11 protein-coding genes are annotated in these 13595 nt (G+C 71.8%); 4 read left to right on the top strand and 7 right to left on the bottom strand.

From position 1 onward, the window contains the following. A partial coding sequence (locus Q0283_RS07325) for a threonine/serine exporter family protein (protein ID WP_324590485.1) occupies positions 1–1749 on the top strand: 1749 nt, incomplete at its 5' end. A 27-nt stretch (positions 1750–1776) separates the two neighbouring features. Here Q0283_RS07325 and Q0283_RS07320 read toward each other — a convergent pair. After that, positions 1777–2472, bottom strand: a complete 696-nt coding sequence (locus tag Q0283_RS07320) for a uracil-DNA glycosylase (RefSeq protein WP_183523400.1) — start codon at positions 2470–2472, stop codon at positions 1777–1779. Positions 2473–2595: 123 nt separating this feature from the next. Between Q0283_RS07320 and Q0283_RS07315 the strand changes: the two genes are divergently transcribed. The 3 genes from Q0283_RS07315 (at position 2596) to groL (ending at position 5679) form a co-directional block, all read left to right on the top strand. Continuing rightward, positions 2596–2952 carry a DUF3263 domain-containing protein gene (locus tag Q0283_RS07315; protein ID WP_183523402.1) on the top strand — a complete coding sequence of 119 codons (357 nt, stop codon included), beginning with the start codon at positions 2596–2598 and terminating at the stop codon, positions 2950–2952. Positions 2953–3035: 83 nt separating this feature from the next. Continuing rightward, positions 3036–3761 (top strand): LytR C-terminal domain-containing protein, encoded by a 726-nt coding sequence (locus Q0283_RS07310; RefSeq protein ID WP_298044052.1) that lies wholly within the window; start codon positions 3036–3038, stop codon positions 3759–3761. A 280-nt stretch (positions 3762–4041) separates the two neighbouring features. Further along, positions 4042–5679, top strand: coding sequence for a chaperonin GroEL (groL, locus tag Q0283_RS07305; RefSeq protein ID WP_183523406.1), 1638 nt, complete (start codon positions 4042–4044; stop codon positions 5677–5679). Between the two features lie 138 nt (positions 5680–5817). Here the strand turns inward: groL and Q0283_RS07300 are convergent, their stop codons facing one another. The 6 genes from Q0283_RS07300 to Q0283_RS07275 all read right to left on the bottom strand — a co-directional run. Then, positions 5818–6753: a DUF4031 domain-containing protein gene (locus Q0283_RS07300; RefSeq protein WP_183523408.1), complete on the bottom strand. Its 936-nt coding sequence runs from the start codon at positions 6751–6753 to the stop codon at positions 5818–5820. A gap of 86 nt (positions 6754–6839) precedes the next feature. Next, a complete protein-coding gene (locus Q0283_RS07295; RefSeq protein ID WP_183523410.1) occupies positions 6840–7130 on the bottom strand; it encodes a WXG100 family type VII secretion target in 291 nt (96 codons plus the stop codon). Positions 7131–7256: 126 nt separating this feature from the next. Then, a complete protein-coding gene (locus Q0283_RS07290; RefSeq protein WP_298044049.1) occupies positions 7257–9062 on the bottom strand; it encodes a cell wall metabolism sensor histidine kinase WalK in 1806 nt (601 codons plus the stop codon). A 20-nt stretch (positions 9063–9082) separates the two neighbouring features. After that, a complete protein-coding gene (locus Q0283_RS07285) occupies positions 9083–9790 on the bottom strand; it encodes a response regulator transcription factor (RefSeq protein WP_010145005.1) in 708 nt (235 codons plus the stop codon). A gap of 122 nt (positions 9791–9912) precedes the next feature. Next, positions 9913–11625 (bottom strand): DNA repair helicase XPB, encoded by a 1713-nt coding sequence (locus tag Q0283_RS07280; protein ID WP_183523412.1) that lies wholly within the window; start codon positions 11623–11625, stop codon positions 9913–9915. After that, on the bottom strand, positions 11607–13595 hold a 1989-nt coding region (locus Q0283_RS07275; protein WP_298044048.1), incomplete at its 5' end, for a helicase-associated domain-containing protein. The genes Q0283_RS07275 and Q0283_RS07280, both read right to left, overlap by 19 nt.

Here is a 13595-nt window from a genome sequence, read left to right as displayed (position 1 = left end):
CATGACCATCACAAACGCATCCTGAGGGCCGTCGAGGAGGGCGCCCCCGCCACGAGCTCGATCACGGACTTCCCCCTGGGCCCGGCGGCCGAGGCCGCCGGCCACGTGCCGACCAGTCAGACCCCCACCGCCGCCCAGGCGCCCGCTCCGGCGACCGGCCCGCAGCCCACGGTCGCTGCCCCCGTCGTCGCCGACGGCGCCGGCGTGGGGCCCGTCACCGACACCCCGATCACGGAGCCGCCCAGCTCCGTGCCGGTGCCGCAGTCCGTGCTGGCGCCCTCCGAGCCGGTCACCGGCGAGCCGCCGACCGTCCCGGTGGCCCTGCGGGGGCCGAAGAAGCCGCGGTTGCGGTTCTCAGGCAGCTCGGCGATCCGGCGGATCATGTACTCGGAACCGTTGCCGACGCAGGCCCTGTCCATGGTGGACCGGATCGCCGGCAGCCCGTACGCCAACCCCTACCTGCGCACCACCCGGCTGGCGGACGCCGACGAGCGGGCCACCCTGGACTTCGCGCTGAAACTGGCGGAGACCCTCTTCCGCTTCGGCGCCGGTGCGCTCGAGGTGGAGACCTCGATCATCGTGGTGACCCAGGCCTTCGGCGTGCACGAGACCGAGGTGGACATCACCAACCAGTCGATCTCGCTGAACTACGCACCCGCCGGCAAGACGCCGTACACGCTGCAGCGCGTGGTGCGGTCCTGGTCGCAGAACTACGCGGGGCTGGCGCTGATGCACCGGCTGGTGTCCGCGATCGCCGCCGGAGAGGTGGACCGGGACGAGGCCCAGCAGCGGCTGGCCGACATCCGGCACAAGCCCAAGCCGTTCCCGAAGTGGCTCAACACCCTGTCCGCCGGGCTGTTCGCGGCCACCTTCGTGCTGTTCGTCGGCGGCGGGCTGGTCGGGGCGGGGGTGGCCCTGCTGTCCACCTCGCTGCTGATCACCGTGATGGACGTGATGGGCCGGGCCCGGATCCCGGAGTTCTTCGCCACGATGGCCGGTGGCTTCATCGCCACCGTGATCGCCCTGGTGCTCTTCGAGCTCGACGTGCCGCTGGGGCCGTCCCTGGTGGTGGCCGGCGGGATCATGCTCCTGTTGCCGTCGGGCCGCTTCGTCTCCGCGGTGCAGGACGCGATCAACGGCTTCCCCGTGACCGCCGCCGGCAGGTTCGTCTCCGCAGCCCTCATCTTCGCGGCGCTGATCGCGGGGATCATGTCCGCCGTGGTGTTCGCCAGCCTGATGGGCTTCGCGGAACTGGACGTGGACAACGCCAGCTCCTCGACGTACCCGGTCTGGTTCATGGGCCTGCTCGTCTTCCTGGCGGCCGTCTGGGACTCGATCTTCGAGCAGTCCGAGTGGAAGCTGCTGCTGCCCACCGCCCTGGTGTCCCTGACGGGTTTCGTGGCCTACGCCGGCGCGGAGGCCCTGGGCGTGGGACCCCGGCTGACCCCCGCCATCGCCGCCGTGGTCATCGGCGCCGTGGGCCGGTACGTGGCCCTGAGGATGGGCGCGCCCCAGCTCGTGGTGGCCGTGCCGGCCATCCTGTTCCTGCTGCCCGGACTGACCATCTTCCGGTCCATGTACGGCATCGCCATGGACAGCGGCGCCCTCGTGGACGGGCTCGTCGGGCTGTTCAACGCCTCCGCCACCATCATGGCCATCGCCGCCGGCGTGGTCCTGGGCGACACCCTGGCCCGTCCGTTCACCACCGCCCTGCAGGCCAACGAACGGCGCCGGATCGGCCGCCGCTGACCGGTCCGCACGGTGTGGCCGGAGTGGTCAGGAGTGGTCGACGCGCCAGTCGACCGGCTCGGCGCCCCACTGCTCCAGCAGCTCGTTCGTGCGGCTGAACGGCCGCGAGCCGAAGAACCCGCGCCGGGCCGAGAGCGGGGACGGGTGGGCAGACTCGATGATCCCCAGGGGCGCGTCCGCGGGCGCGTGGCGCTGCAGCACCGGGGCCATCTTCCGTGCATCGGCACCCCACAGGATGGCCACCAGCGGGGTGCCTCGTCCGGACAGTGCCTCCACGGCGGCCTCGGTCACCCGCTCCCACCCCAGCCCCCGGTGGCTGGCGGGCTGGCCGGCGGCCACGGTCAGGACCCGGTTCAGCAGCAGCACGCCCTGCCCGGTCCAGGCGGTCAGGTCACCGTGGGGGGCCGGGGGGATGCCGAGGTCCTCGGACAGCTCCTGGTAGATGTTCACGAGTGAGCGCGGCAGCGGTGACACGTGCCGGTCCACGGCGAAGCTCATCCCGATCGGGTGCCCCGGCGTGGGATAGGGGTCCTGGCCCAGGATCAGCACCCGGACCTCGTCGAAGGGCTGCCGGAAGGCCCGCAGGATGTTCTCCGGCGCCGGGAGGACCTGCTCCCCGTCGGCCCGCCGGGCCTTGACCTCGCGCCCGACGGCGTCCAGGGCCTCCTGCTGGGGCGCCAGGGCGCGCTCCCATCCGGGATCCAGTGGTTCGAGCAGTCTCATCGGTGCAGACTATCGAATGACACCGCTGTAGTTCGGCGGAGTAGACTGTGGAGTACTCCGTCCAGCGCCGTGGGTGCCCGAACAGATGCGCGGCGGGGGACCACTTCCCGGAAGGACCTTCCCATGACTGCAGCTGACCCCGTCCCCTCGGAGCGCGAGGACGACCCGCGCGCTGACCGGGGGCAGGACGACGGGCAGGAGGGCGCGGGCGGGCAGGAGCCCGGGGCGTCGTCGTCGGCACTGTCCGAGCGGGACCGGGACATCCTGGACTTCGAGGACCAGTGGTGGAAGTACGGCGGGGCGAAGGACCAGGCGATCCGCGACCGGTTCTCCATCTCGGCCACCACGTACTACCAGGTGCTCAACGGCCTGCTCGACCGCCAGGAGGCCCTGGCCCACAAGCCGATGCTGGTCAAGAGATTGCGTAGACTACGGACGACTCGCCACCGGGCCCGCAGCGCCAGGCGGCAGGAGGCCTGAGCGCCACGGTCATGGGGCCGTGGCCACGTCCGCGGCAGCCACCACGGCGCCGCCCGGTGCCGAAGATCTGGTGATGATGGTCCATGACTGAGTACCCGCGCGATCAGTTCGATGACGTGCCCGAATACCGCAACCGCAAGGGCGGCCATCGGGCCGTGGCGGAGCCGTCCGGCGGCACCGGCCCGTCCGGGCTGACCTGGATCTCGCTCGCCGCCGCCCTGGCCCTGGTGATCGGGGCGTTCTCGTACTTCATCCTGCCCACGCTGCGGGTCCAGGAGACCGCCCGGCCCGGTGCTGCGGAGGCGTCGGTGTCCGGGTCGGCGGCACCGGGGCAGGCAACCTCCCCGGGAATGACCCGGCCCGGTTCCGGGGCGGGGACCGCCGACCCGTCGGCCTCCGGCACGGCCAGGGCGGCGTCGTCGTCCGCGCCACCGGCCCGGTCTCCGGAACCCAGTACGACGCCGCGGAAGACCACGACCCCGCAGCCCACGAAGACGCCGGAACCCACGCCGACTCCCACGCAGACCCAGGAGCCTCAGACGGTGGACTACTCCTTCCCGGTGGAGGTCTACAACGCCTCCCGGGTCAACGGGCTGGCCGGCCGGGTCGGCGGCACCCTCTCCGGTTCCGGCTTCACGGTGGCCACCGCCGGGAACTGGTCGGGATACCCGGTGTCCTCCTCCGCGGTCTTCTACTCGTCGAACCCGGTCACCGCCCAGGCGGTCGCGGCCGGGCTCGGGCTGCCGGCGGTCTATGACGGGCGGATCCCCGGCATCGCCGTGGTGGTCACCGCGTCCTACGCCGGCTGACGTCCCGATGCGCACCCCGCGTTCCGGACGCGGATTCCCCTGCCCGCTGAACAACCGTCCGGGGCCCGGCCCGATGTTTGCACTCGGGTGTGCCGAGTGCTAAATATGGACTAGCACTCAGTGGTTCGGACTGCCAAGGCCCGCAGGCATGCGGGTGGTCCGCGCCACGAGTTTGACCTGAACGTGGTGAGGCCCGGCCCAGGGCCGTCCGTCGCGGGCACTGCACAGGTCGGTTGAACACTGCCAAGCAACGCCAAGGTCCAGAAAGGACAGTGCACACATGGCCAAGACCATTGCATTCGACGAAGAGGCGCGCCGCGGCCTGGAGAAGGGCCTGAACACCCTTGCCGACGCCGTCAAGGTGACCCTCGGCCCGCGCGGCCGCAACGTGGTGCTGGAGAAGAAGTGGGGCGCGCCCACCATCACCAACGACGGTGTCTCCATCGCCAAGGAGATCGAGCTCGAGGATCCGTACGAGAAGATCGGCGCCGAGCTCGTCAAGGAGGTCGCCAAGAAGACCGACGACGTCGCCGGCGACGGCACCACCACCGCCACCGTGCTGGCCCAGGCCCTGGTCAAGGAAGGCCTGCGCAACGTGGCCGCCGGCGCCGACCCGCTGTCCCTGAAGCGCGGCATCGAGAAGGCCGTGGAGGCCGTCACCGCCGAGCTCATCGCCTCCGCCAAGGAGATCGAGACCAAGGAGCAGATCGCCGCCACCGCGTCGATCTCCGCCGCCGACCCGCAGATCGGCGCCCTGATCGCCGAGGCCCTGGACAAGGTCGGCAAGGAGGGCGTCGTCACCGTCGAGGAGTCCCAGACCTTCGGCCTGGAGCTCGAGCTCACCGAGGGCATGCGCTTCGACAAGGGCTACATCTCCGGCTACTTCGTCACCGACGCGGAGCGCCAGGAGACCGTGCTGGAGGATCCGTACATCCTCATCGTCAACTCCAAGATCTCCAACGTGAAGGACATGGTGTCCCTGCTGGAGAAGGTCATGCAGTCCGGCAAGCCGCTGCTGATCATCGCCGAGGACGTCGAGGGCGAGGCCCTGGCCACCCTGGTGGTCAACAAGATCCGCGGCACCTTCAAGTCCGTGGCCGTCAAGGCCCCGGGCTTCGGCGACCGCCGCAAGGCCATGCTGGCCGACATCGCCATCCTCACCGGTGGCCAGGTCATCTCCGAGGAGGTCGGCCTCAAGCTGGAGAACGCCACCCTGGACCTGCTGGGCACCGCCCGCAAGGTCGTCGTCACCAAGGACGAGACCACCATCGTCGAGGGTGCCGGTGACGCCGAGGAGATCGCCGGACGGGTCAGCCAGATCCGTGCCGAGATCGAGAACACCGACTCCGACTACGACCGCGAGAAGCTGCAGGAGCGCCTGGCCAAGCTGGCCGGCGGCGTGGCCGTCATCAAGGCCGGTGCCGCCACCGAGGTGGAGCTCAAGGAGCGCAAGCACCGCATCGAGGACGCCGTGCGCAACGCCAAGGCCGCCGTGGAGGAGGGCATCGTCGCCGGCGGTGGCGTCGCCCTGATCCAGGCCGGCACCAAGGCCTTCGACTCGCTGTCCCTCGAGGGTGACGAGGCCACCGGTGCCAACATCGTCAAGGTCGCCATTGAGGCCCCGATGAAGCAGATCGCCTACAACGCCGGCCTGGAGCCGGGCGTGGTGGCAGCCAAGGTCAAGGGCCTGGCCGCCGGCCACGGCCTGAACGCCGCCACCGGTGAGTACGAGGACCTGCTGGCCGCCGGCATCAACGACCCGGTCAAGGTGACCCGCTCTGCCCTGCAGAACGCCGCCTCGATCGCCGGCCTGTTCCTGACCACCGAGGCCGTCGTGGCCGACAAGCCTGAGCCGGCCGCTGCCATGCCGGGTGGCGACGACATGGGCGGCATGGGCGGTATGGGCGGCATGATGTGATGACCTGCTCCTAGCAGGCATCACCGGCCGTCCGGGCGGGACTGATCCCGCCTCGAACGCCAGTGACGGCGAAGGCCCGGTTCCCGGTTTGTCTCCCGGGGGCCGGGCCTTCTCGTGTCCCGGCCCGGTTCCGGACCGTCAGCGGCGGGACCACCACCGGGAGGTCGGGTGCAGCTCCGCGGAGAGGTTGCGGCGGGCCGCCCCGTCCCACATCCGGTGACCCGTCGCGGTCCGGTACAGCGGGTCGGCGTCCAGCAGGGACTGCACGACGGCGGCCCGGCCTGCGGCGAAGGCATCGTCCGGCACGTGCGAGAAGTCCTTCCGGACGGCGGCCAGGTACCGCGCGTAGTCACCGCGACCACGTCCCAGCACCTCCAGGTCCGCGTCACTGAGCACGGCGCCGGAGCGGTCCAGGGGGTCCGGGTCGTGAGTGGTGGTCAGCCGGACCAGCCGGGCCGTCTCCGCGATCTCCGGGTCCGGCAGTCCGAGATCCGACAGGACGGTCTCCGCCAGCACCGCGGAGTCCTCCTCGTCCTGCCCGGGCGGCCGGCCGGGGTCGCCGCGGTAGACGGCGTCATGGAACCAGGCGGCCAGCTTGACGGCCCGGTCCCAGCGACCGCAGTCCTCTCCCTGGCGCAGCAACAGGTCGACGCTCTTCAGCACGGCCAGCAGGTGGGAACGGTCGTGGTAGTGGCGGTGGGGTTCGGACCACCGGGCCAGCAGGTCTGCCACCACGGGTTCGCGCTCGAGGGGGGAGTGACCGGGCAGCAACCGGTTGAACCGCTGGGTGAGGATCTTGTCCAGCTTGCCCGGCCGGTGGCTGGCCGGGATGCGCAACCCGGAGGCGACCAGGCGACGGACGAGCTCGGCGCCGCTGACCTCCTCCGCGCCCAACGCCACCAGGGCCGGGTATCGCTCGACGGGGACGTCATAGTGATCGCCGTCGAAGGCGCGGCGGGGGATCCCGGCCTCCTCGGCGAAGGCGTGCAGTTCCGCCAGGGAGTGGTCCGAGACCAGGTGGGAGAACACGGTGCCGTGGGCGGGCCACCGTGCCGGATCGATCAGCACGGCCATGGTCCCCATCCTAGGTTTCCGCCGGGTGGCTGGAGATGGATTGCCTGCGCACCTCCACCCACCCGGCAGACGTCAGGGCCGGGAGGTCAACCGCGGAACATCGAGGCGTTCGCGGTCTCGGCGTCCAGGTACTGCTGGGCCGCATGGGTCATGGCCCCGCGGATGGACACCAGCGACTCCTCGACGCGGGCCTGGGTGGCCCGCCACTCGGTCAGGATGGTCTGGAAGTTGTTCGAGGCCTGGCCGCGCCAGGTGTCCTGCAGCTGGCGGAGGTTGGCCTCCATCGCGTTGACCTCGGACTGCAGCCGGCCGATGGAGCCCTCCACGGCCTGGCTCTTGGCCATCAGGTCTTCGGTGTCGATCTGGACGAGTGCCATGTTCACTCCTGTGGTGAGGGATCTGGATGCCGGTCCGGCCGCCGCGAGGCGGTCGGACCGACCGGGCCGGAGTGGTCCGGCTCCCCGTCCACGCTAGGAACCCCGTCGGGCACCCGGCAGGGCGTCCTACTCCGTTGTGGAGGACGCCGGCCCGCCGGGCGCCTGTGCAGGACGCGGCGGGAGGGGCGGCTTGCGCCGGCCACGCATCACGCCGCGTCCGTTCCGCGCCGGTTTCCCCGCGGTCACCTGCCTGCCGGTCGGCTGACTGCCGTTCGCCGGTCCGCCGGCGCCGGACTGCTCGCGGGAGGGTTCGTCCCCGTCCACCGGCAGGTCCGCGTCTGCGGCGGGGGCCCCGTCCTCAGCCCGGTCCGTCCCGTCCTCGTCGGACTGCTCGTCCTGGTCCTGTGCGGCGGGGATCCAGGGCAGTCGCACGGAGAGGGTGGCGCCGCCCCCGGGCGTCTGGGTCAGCCGCACGGTGCCGTCGTGCTGGGCGACGATCGCCGCGACGATGGCCAGCCCCAGGCCCGTGCCGCCGGTCTCCCGCTGGCGTGAGGAGTCCGCCCGGTAGAAGCGCTCGAAGACCCGGGCCGCGTCGTCCTCGTCGATGCCGGGCCCGTGGTCCCGGATCTCGATCACGGAGTCGCGCGAACCGTGCACCTGCTGGCCGTCGGAGTCGACCGACCCCGGCAGCACGTCCACCGTGCCGACGGCGATCTCCAGCGGAGTGCCCTCCGGGGTGTACCGCAGGGCGTTGGTCACGAGGTTGGCCACCACCTGCCGCAACCGGCCCTCGTCCCCGGAGGTGGGCGCGGAACCGGCGCGGCCGCCGTCGAGCCCCTCGAGCCTGACCTCCCGGTCCGGCGCGTTGACGCGGGCGTCCAGGACGGCGTCGTGGGCCAGCATCATCAGGTCGACCGGCTCATGGTCCAGCGGACGCTGTTCGTCCAGGCGGGCCAGCGTCAGCAGGTCCTCCACGAGCTGGCTCATGCGCTTGGCCTCACCCTCGATCCGGCCCATGGCGGCGTCCACGTCCTCCTTCTCGGAGATCCCGCCGTGCCGGTAGAGCTCGGAGAAGCCCCGGATGGTGACCAGCGGAGTGCGCAACTCGTGCGAGGCGTCCTGGATGAACCGGCGCATGCGTTCCTCGGACTGCTCCTTGGACCGGAACGCGGTCTCGATATGCGCCAGCATGGCGTTCAGGGACCGGGACAGCCGGCCGACCTCGGTGTCCGGGGCGCCCATCTCCACACGCTGGGAGAGGTCGCCGGCCGCGATCTGGGCCGCCGTGCGCTCCACCCGCAGCAGCGGACGGAAGGCGCGGGTGGTCACGGCGTAGGCGATCGCCGAGGCGCCCGCAGTGGCCAGCAGGCCGATGGTGGCCACGAGGGACATCACCCGGTCCACGGAGCTGTACACCGGTTCCAGGGGCAGCGCGATGGCCAGGGATCCCTCACCGGACTCCAGGCGGTAGACCTGCACCCGCCACCCGCGGGAGTCCGCGTGGGTTCCGGGGACCTCGAATGCCTGGGTGCCCCTCGACAGGACCTCCTGTGCCGTCATCCCGGGAATGACCGGCCGGTCCTCGTCGACTCCGGTGAAGGAGGACTTCGTGGTGGTCCGCCCCTCGTTGTCCTGCAGTTCGCCGTAGAAGCGCAGGATGGACTGGGGCGAGGAGAAATAGTCCGTGCCCATGCCGAGGCTGGTCAGGTAGACCGAGACGTTGCTGCGGTTGGCGAACAGGTCCTCGTCGATCTGCCGCACCAGTTCCTGCCGGAACAGGGACGCGGTCAGCGCGGCGGTCACGGCCACGGCCAGCAGCATCAGGCCGCTGGTCATGACCACCAGCTGGGTGCGCAACGAGGAGGTCTTCCAGGTCCGGACGATCTCGTGGAACGGCCGGAAGCGCCCGTTGTGGTTCACGGGTGGGGGCATGCCATCAAGGATACGGACGGTCAGCGCTTCTCAGCGGAGCGCAGCAGGTAGCCGACGCCGCGCTTGGTCTGGATCATGTCCGGCAGGTCGGGGCGGTCGATCTTCCGGCGGAGGTAGGAGATGTACGACTCCACGATCGAGGCGTCCCCGTTGAAGTCGTACTCCCAGACGTGGTCCAGGATCTGCGCCTTGGACAGCACGCGGTTGGGGTTCATCATCAGGTAGCGCAGCAGCTTGAACTCGGTGGGGGACAGTTCCACCACCTCGCCGGCCCGGCGCACCTCATGGGCGTCGTCGTCGAGCTCGAGGTCGTCGACCCTCAGGACGGCGTCGTCGCCGTCGGCCGGGGCGGTGCGGCGCAGCACGGCCCGGATGCGGGCGACCACCTCGTCGAGGGAGAACGGCTTGGTGACGTAGTCGTCACCGCCGACGGTCAGCCCGGTGACCTTGTCCTCGGTGTCATCGCGGGCGGTGAGGAACACGACCGGGAAGTGACGGCCGGCGGCGCGGAGCTTGCGGGTGACCGTGAAGCCGTCCATGTCCGGCAGCATCACGTCCAGGACGGCCAGGTCCGGCTGGTCCTTCTCCGCCGCGGCCAGGGCCTCGCGGCCATTCGCGGCCGCCACCACCTCGAACCCGGCGAACCGCAGGGAGGTGGACAGCAGCTCTCGGATATTGGGCTCGTCATCGACGACCAGGAGCTTGGCTTCGGGCTCTTTGGACTTCATGGATTCCATCGTCCACCCGTTCGCTGAGCATTTCCTGAACGTTGGCTGAGCGAGGTTTCCGGGGTGCCGGACGGTCCCGGGCTGCGTATCCACCGCCACGTCGACGGCAGCGGGCACCTTCCCTAGGGCTGGGCCAGGTCCGCGGCGTCGAGGATCGTGTACGCGTACCCCTGCTCGGCCAGGAACCGCTGCCGCTTCTGGGCGTAGTCCTGGTCCAGCGTGTCGCGGGAGACCACGGTGTAGAAGTGGGCGGACTTCCCGTCCTCCTTCGGGCGCAACAGCCGGCCGAGACGCTGGGCCTCCTCCTGGCGGGAACCGTAGGCCCCGGAGACCTGCACGGCCACCGAGGCCTCGGGCAGGTCGATCGAGAAGTTGGCCACCTTCGACACCACCAGGACCCCTATCTCCCCGTCCCGGAAGGCGCCGAAGAGACGTTGGCGCTCCGCCACCGGTGTCGACCCGGTCAGCACGGGAGCCTCCAGGAGCTCCCCGAGTTCCTCGAGCTGGTCGAGGTACTGGCCGATGACCAGCACCTGCTCACCGGGGTGCCGTCCGAGGATGGAGCGCACCACGGGCAGCTTCACCTCGGAGGTTGAGCACAGCCGATACCTGTCGGCGTCCTCGGCCATCGCGTAGGCCACCCGTTCATCCCTGGGCAGCTCCACCCGCACCTCGATGCACTCGGCCGGGGCGATGTAGCCCTGGGCCTCGATGTCCTTCCACGGGGCGTCGTAGCGCTTCGGCCCGATCAGCGAGAACACCTCGGACTCCCGGCCGTCCTCACGCACCAGGGTGGCGGTCAGCCCCAGCCGACGCCTGGCCTGCAGGTCCGCCGTCAGCCGGAAGATGGGCGCGGGCAGCAGGTGCACCTCGTCGTAGATGATCAGCCCCCAGTCGTGGTCGTTGACCAGCTCCAGGTGCGGATAGATCCCGCCCCGTTTGGCGGTCAGCACCTGGTAGGTGGCGATCGTGACCGGGCGGACCTCCTTGACCGCCCCCGAGTACTCACCGATCTCGGTCTCGGTCAGCGTGGTCCGTCGCAGCAGCTCGGCCTTCCACTGCCGCGCCGAGACCGTGTTCGTCACCAGGATCAGCGTGGTGGCGCCCGCGGTCGCCATGGCGCCTGCGCCCACGAGGGTCTTGCCCGCCCCGCACGGCAGCACCACGACCCCGGACCCGCCCGCCCAGAAGTTCTCCACCGCCATGCGCTGGTACGGGCGCAGTCGCCAGGGCTCCCTCGGGACGGTGTCGACCGCGTCACCGTCCGGATACTCCCCGTCCGCAAGCTCACCGGTCTCCGGCACCTCGGTGAGCCCGATCGGGTAGGGCGTGCCGTCCACGTAACCCGCGGCGTCCTCGGCGGGCCAGCCGAGCCTGAGCAGGGCCTGCTTGAGCTGTCCGCGGCTGGCCACGTGGACCACCACGGTCCGGCCGTCGATGCGGGGACCGAACATGTCCGCGGTCTTCCGGGCGTGCAGGACCTCCTCGAGCACCGGATGGTCGTCGGTGCGCAGGACGAGGCCGTGGACGGGGTCGTTCTCCAGCCGCAGCCGGCCGTAGCGGCTCATGGTGTCGTCGATGTCCACCAGCAGCGCATGGGGCACCGGGTAGCGCGAGTGGGTCAGCAGGACGTCGAGCACGCGTTCGGCGTCCACCCCGGCCGCGCGGGCGTTCCACAGGCCCAGGTTCGTGATCCGGTAGGTGTGCACGTGCTCCGGTGCGCGTTCGAGCTCGGCGAACGAGGCCAGCGCGTGCCGGGCCTCGGTGGCGTCCGGGTGGTCCACCTCGAGCAGCACGGTCTTGTCCGACTGTACGATCAACGGTCCGTCGGGCATGGGTCCTCCTGGTCGGTCGTGGGGGATGCGGCGGCGGTCACGGGCTCGGCTGCCCCGGCGGGCTCGGCGGAGACGACGCGGTGGAGCGGCACCACCGTCTCGGCCTCGCGGGAGGGGACGAGGCAGCGGACGCGGCCACCGGCCACGGCCAGCGGCACCACCCGCAGCGACTGCCGATGGCCCCGCTGGTCCACGGTGACCAGGTCGACCGTGCTCCGCTGCCGGGCGGCGTGGCGCAACAGCACGACGGCCTCCTCGGTGCCCGGTCCGCTGGGCGAGGGACGCGGCGCGGCCCGCAGCCGGGCGACCTGGGCGGCCAGCTCCTCCTCGCTGGGCGTCCACCGCACCGCCCGGACGGGGGCCGGGAACACGGACTCCACCGTCCCGCTCTCCGGGGTCGCCCGCCGCAGCCTGGACGGCCCGGCGCCGGCCGCGCCGGCCCCGGCGGAGGCCGGGGTCCCGCTGCGGTCCGGTGTGCCCCGCCGACGGGAGGACCGGTGTCCGGCGCCGGCGAGCATCCTGTGCAGTTCGCGCTCGCCGACCGGGGACACCGCGACCGTGGGTGCCACCCGCTCCAGTCCGGCGTCGGCCAGGACCGGATCGGCGACGATCGCATCCAGCAGGGCCTCGTCCTCCACCCGCAGCCAGGACCCGGCGGATCCGACGGTCACCGCCCCATGGCGGCGCGCGACGTCCCGGACCAGATAGCGCAGCGACTGCGGCAACTCGTCCTCGGAGTGCGCGTCGAGGAACTGCTCGATCGCGGTCGCATCCAGCCCCGTGTCCAGCGCGCGGTACAGGGAGTCGTCGGAGAACCGGTAGACCCGGGCGGCACCGTCACCCTCGGCGTCGGCCATCGTCGCCAGCGTCCGCGCCACCTCGGGATCGAGGTACCCGGGGGCCACGGCGGTCAGGTCACCCTGCAGGCGCACCCGGGTCAGGGGAGCGGGAAGTGCCGTCCCGACGGCGTCGGCGGCCTCGCCGAGGCGACCGGCGGCGACGAGGGCACCGGCCACGGTGAGGGCACCGGCGCCGGTCAGGCCGAGCCGGGCGGCCTCGGCCAGCAGCGGTGCGGTGAACGGAGCGGTCCGGGCGGACTGGCGGGGGCTGCGCCACCGGAGGCGCCGGGCCACCGCCTCATCCAGCAGCACACCCGGCCGTTCCCCCGCGAGCTCGAGGGCGGTCTCCAGCACGGCGGCCCGCAGCCCGGGCGCATCGGGCCGGTTCCGGTCGGAGGCCAGCGCCCGCCCGCCACCCGCCGCCGAGGGCGCTGCTCCGGACGAGGAGCCGGACGGAACGCCACCGGCCGTGGGCGCCGGGCCGAGCAGGGGCGCGCGTCCGCTGCCCAGCCAGCCCAGGACGAGTGCCTCCCACTGCACCTGGCGCTCGCTGCGTTGCCAGTCCGCCGCCTCGGCGGCGACGACCCAGCGGGAGGTGTCCGGATCCAGGACCAGGAGACCGGCCGCGGCGAGCAGTTCCAGCAGCCAGGAGGTGTCCTCGGGCGCCGAACCGGTGGAGTCGGCCAGCCGTTTCACCTCCCGGACGCCGACACCGCCCGAGCGCAGGGTCGGCAGTCCCTCGAGCAGTCCGTCCAGGAGGTCGGCGCAACCGCGCAACAGGTCGGTGATGGCGGCCAGGGCGGCGTTCGAGGACAGCGCGGTGGGCACGGTGCGGTCCTGCGGCGGCGGCGCGGTGACCCCCAGCCGGCGTCCGGCGGTTCCGTCGCGCCAGGCCAACCCGGCCTCGAGGGGGTGCTCGGCCAGGTCGGTGCCGTCCGGCAACCGGCCGGTCCGGACCAGCAGGCCGGTGTCCAGGAGCAGGTCGTGGACCGGTCCCGGTGGTGCGGGCAACCGCGCCACCGGAGCGGACTGCAGCACGTCCAGGGCGGCGGTGGCCCGGGCCAGCAGCTCGGGGTCCCCGGTGCGGTGGCCGAGGGCCGCGAGGACCCCGGCGCGGTCCGTCGGCGGTTC

This window comes from uncultured Citricoccus sp., assembly GCF_937871995.1.
Classification (GTDB): domain Bacteria; phylum Actinomycetota; class Actinomycetes; order Actinomycetales; family Micrococcaceae; genus Citricoccus.
Note: the sequence above shows the minus strand (reverse complement) of the source record. Positions and strands in the feature narration are given on the sequence as shown.

Excerpts from the sequence above, each read along its gene's own strand:
- Q0283_RS07285 (WP_010145005.1), bottom strand. The coding sequence starts at position 9,790 with ATGAAGTCCAAAGAGCCCGAAGCCAAGCTCCTGGTCGTCGATGACGAG.
- Q0283_RS07300 (WP_183523408.1), bottom strand. The coding sequence starts at position 6,753 with ATGGCCGTGCTGATCGATCCGGCACGGTGGCCCGCCCACGGCACCGTG.
- Q0283_RS07290 (WP_298044049.1), bottom strand. The coding sequence starts at position 9,062 with ATGCCCCCACCCGTGAACCACAACGGGCGCTTCCGGCCGTTCCACGAG.
- Q0283_RS07295 (WP_183523410.1), bottom strand. The coding sequence starts at position 7,130 with ATGGCACTCGTCCAGATCGACACCGAAGACCTGATGGCCAAGAGCCAG.
- Q0283_RS07280 (WP_183523412.1), bottom strand. The coding sequence starts at position 11,625 with ATGCCCGACGGACCGTTGATCGTACAGTCGGACAAGACCGTGCTGCTC.
- Q0283_RS07315 (WP_183523402.1), top strand. The coding sequence starts at position 2,596 with ATGACTGCAGCTGACCCCGTCCCCTCGGAGCGCGAGGACGACCCGCGC.
- Q0283_RS07320 (WP_183523400.1), bottom strand. The coding sequence starts at position 2,472 with ATGAGACTGCTCGAACCACTGGATCCCGGATGGGAGCGCGCCCTGGCG.
- groL (WP_183523406.1), top strand. The coding sequence starts at position 4,042 with ATGGCCAAGACCATTGCATTCGACGAAGAGGCGCGCCGCGGCCTGGAG.
- Q0283_RS07310 (WP_298044052.1), top strand. The coding sequence starts at position 3,036 with ATGACTGAGTACCCGCGCGATCAGTTCGATGACGTGCCCGAATACCGC.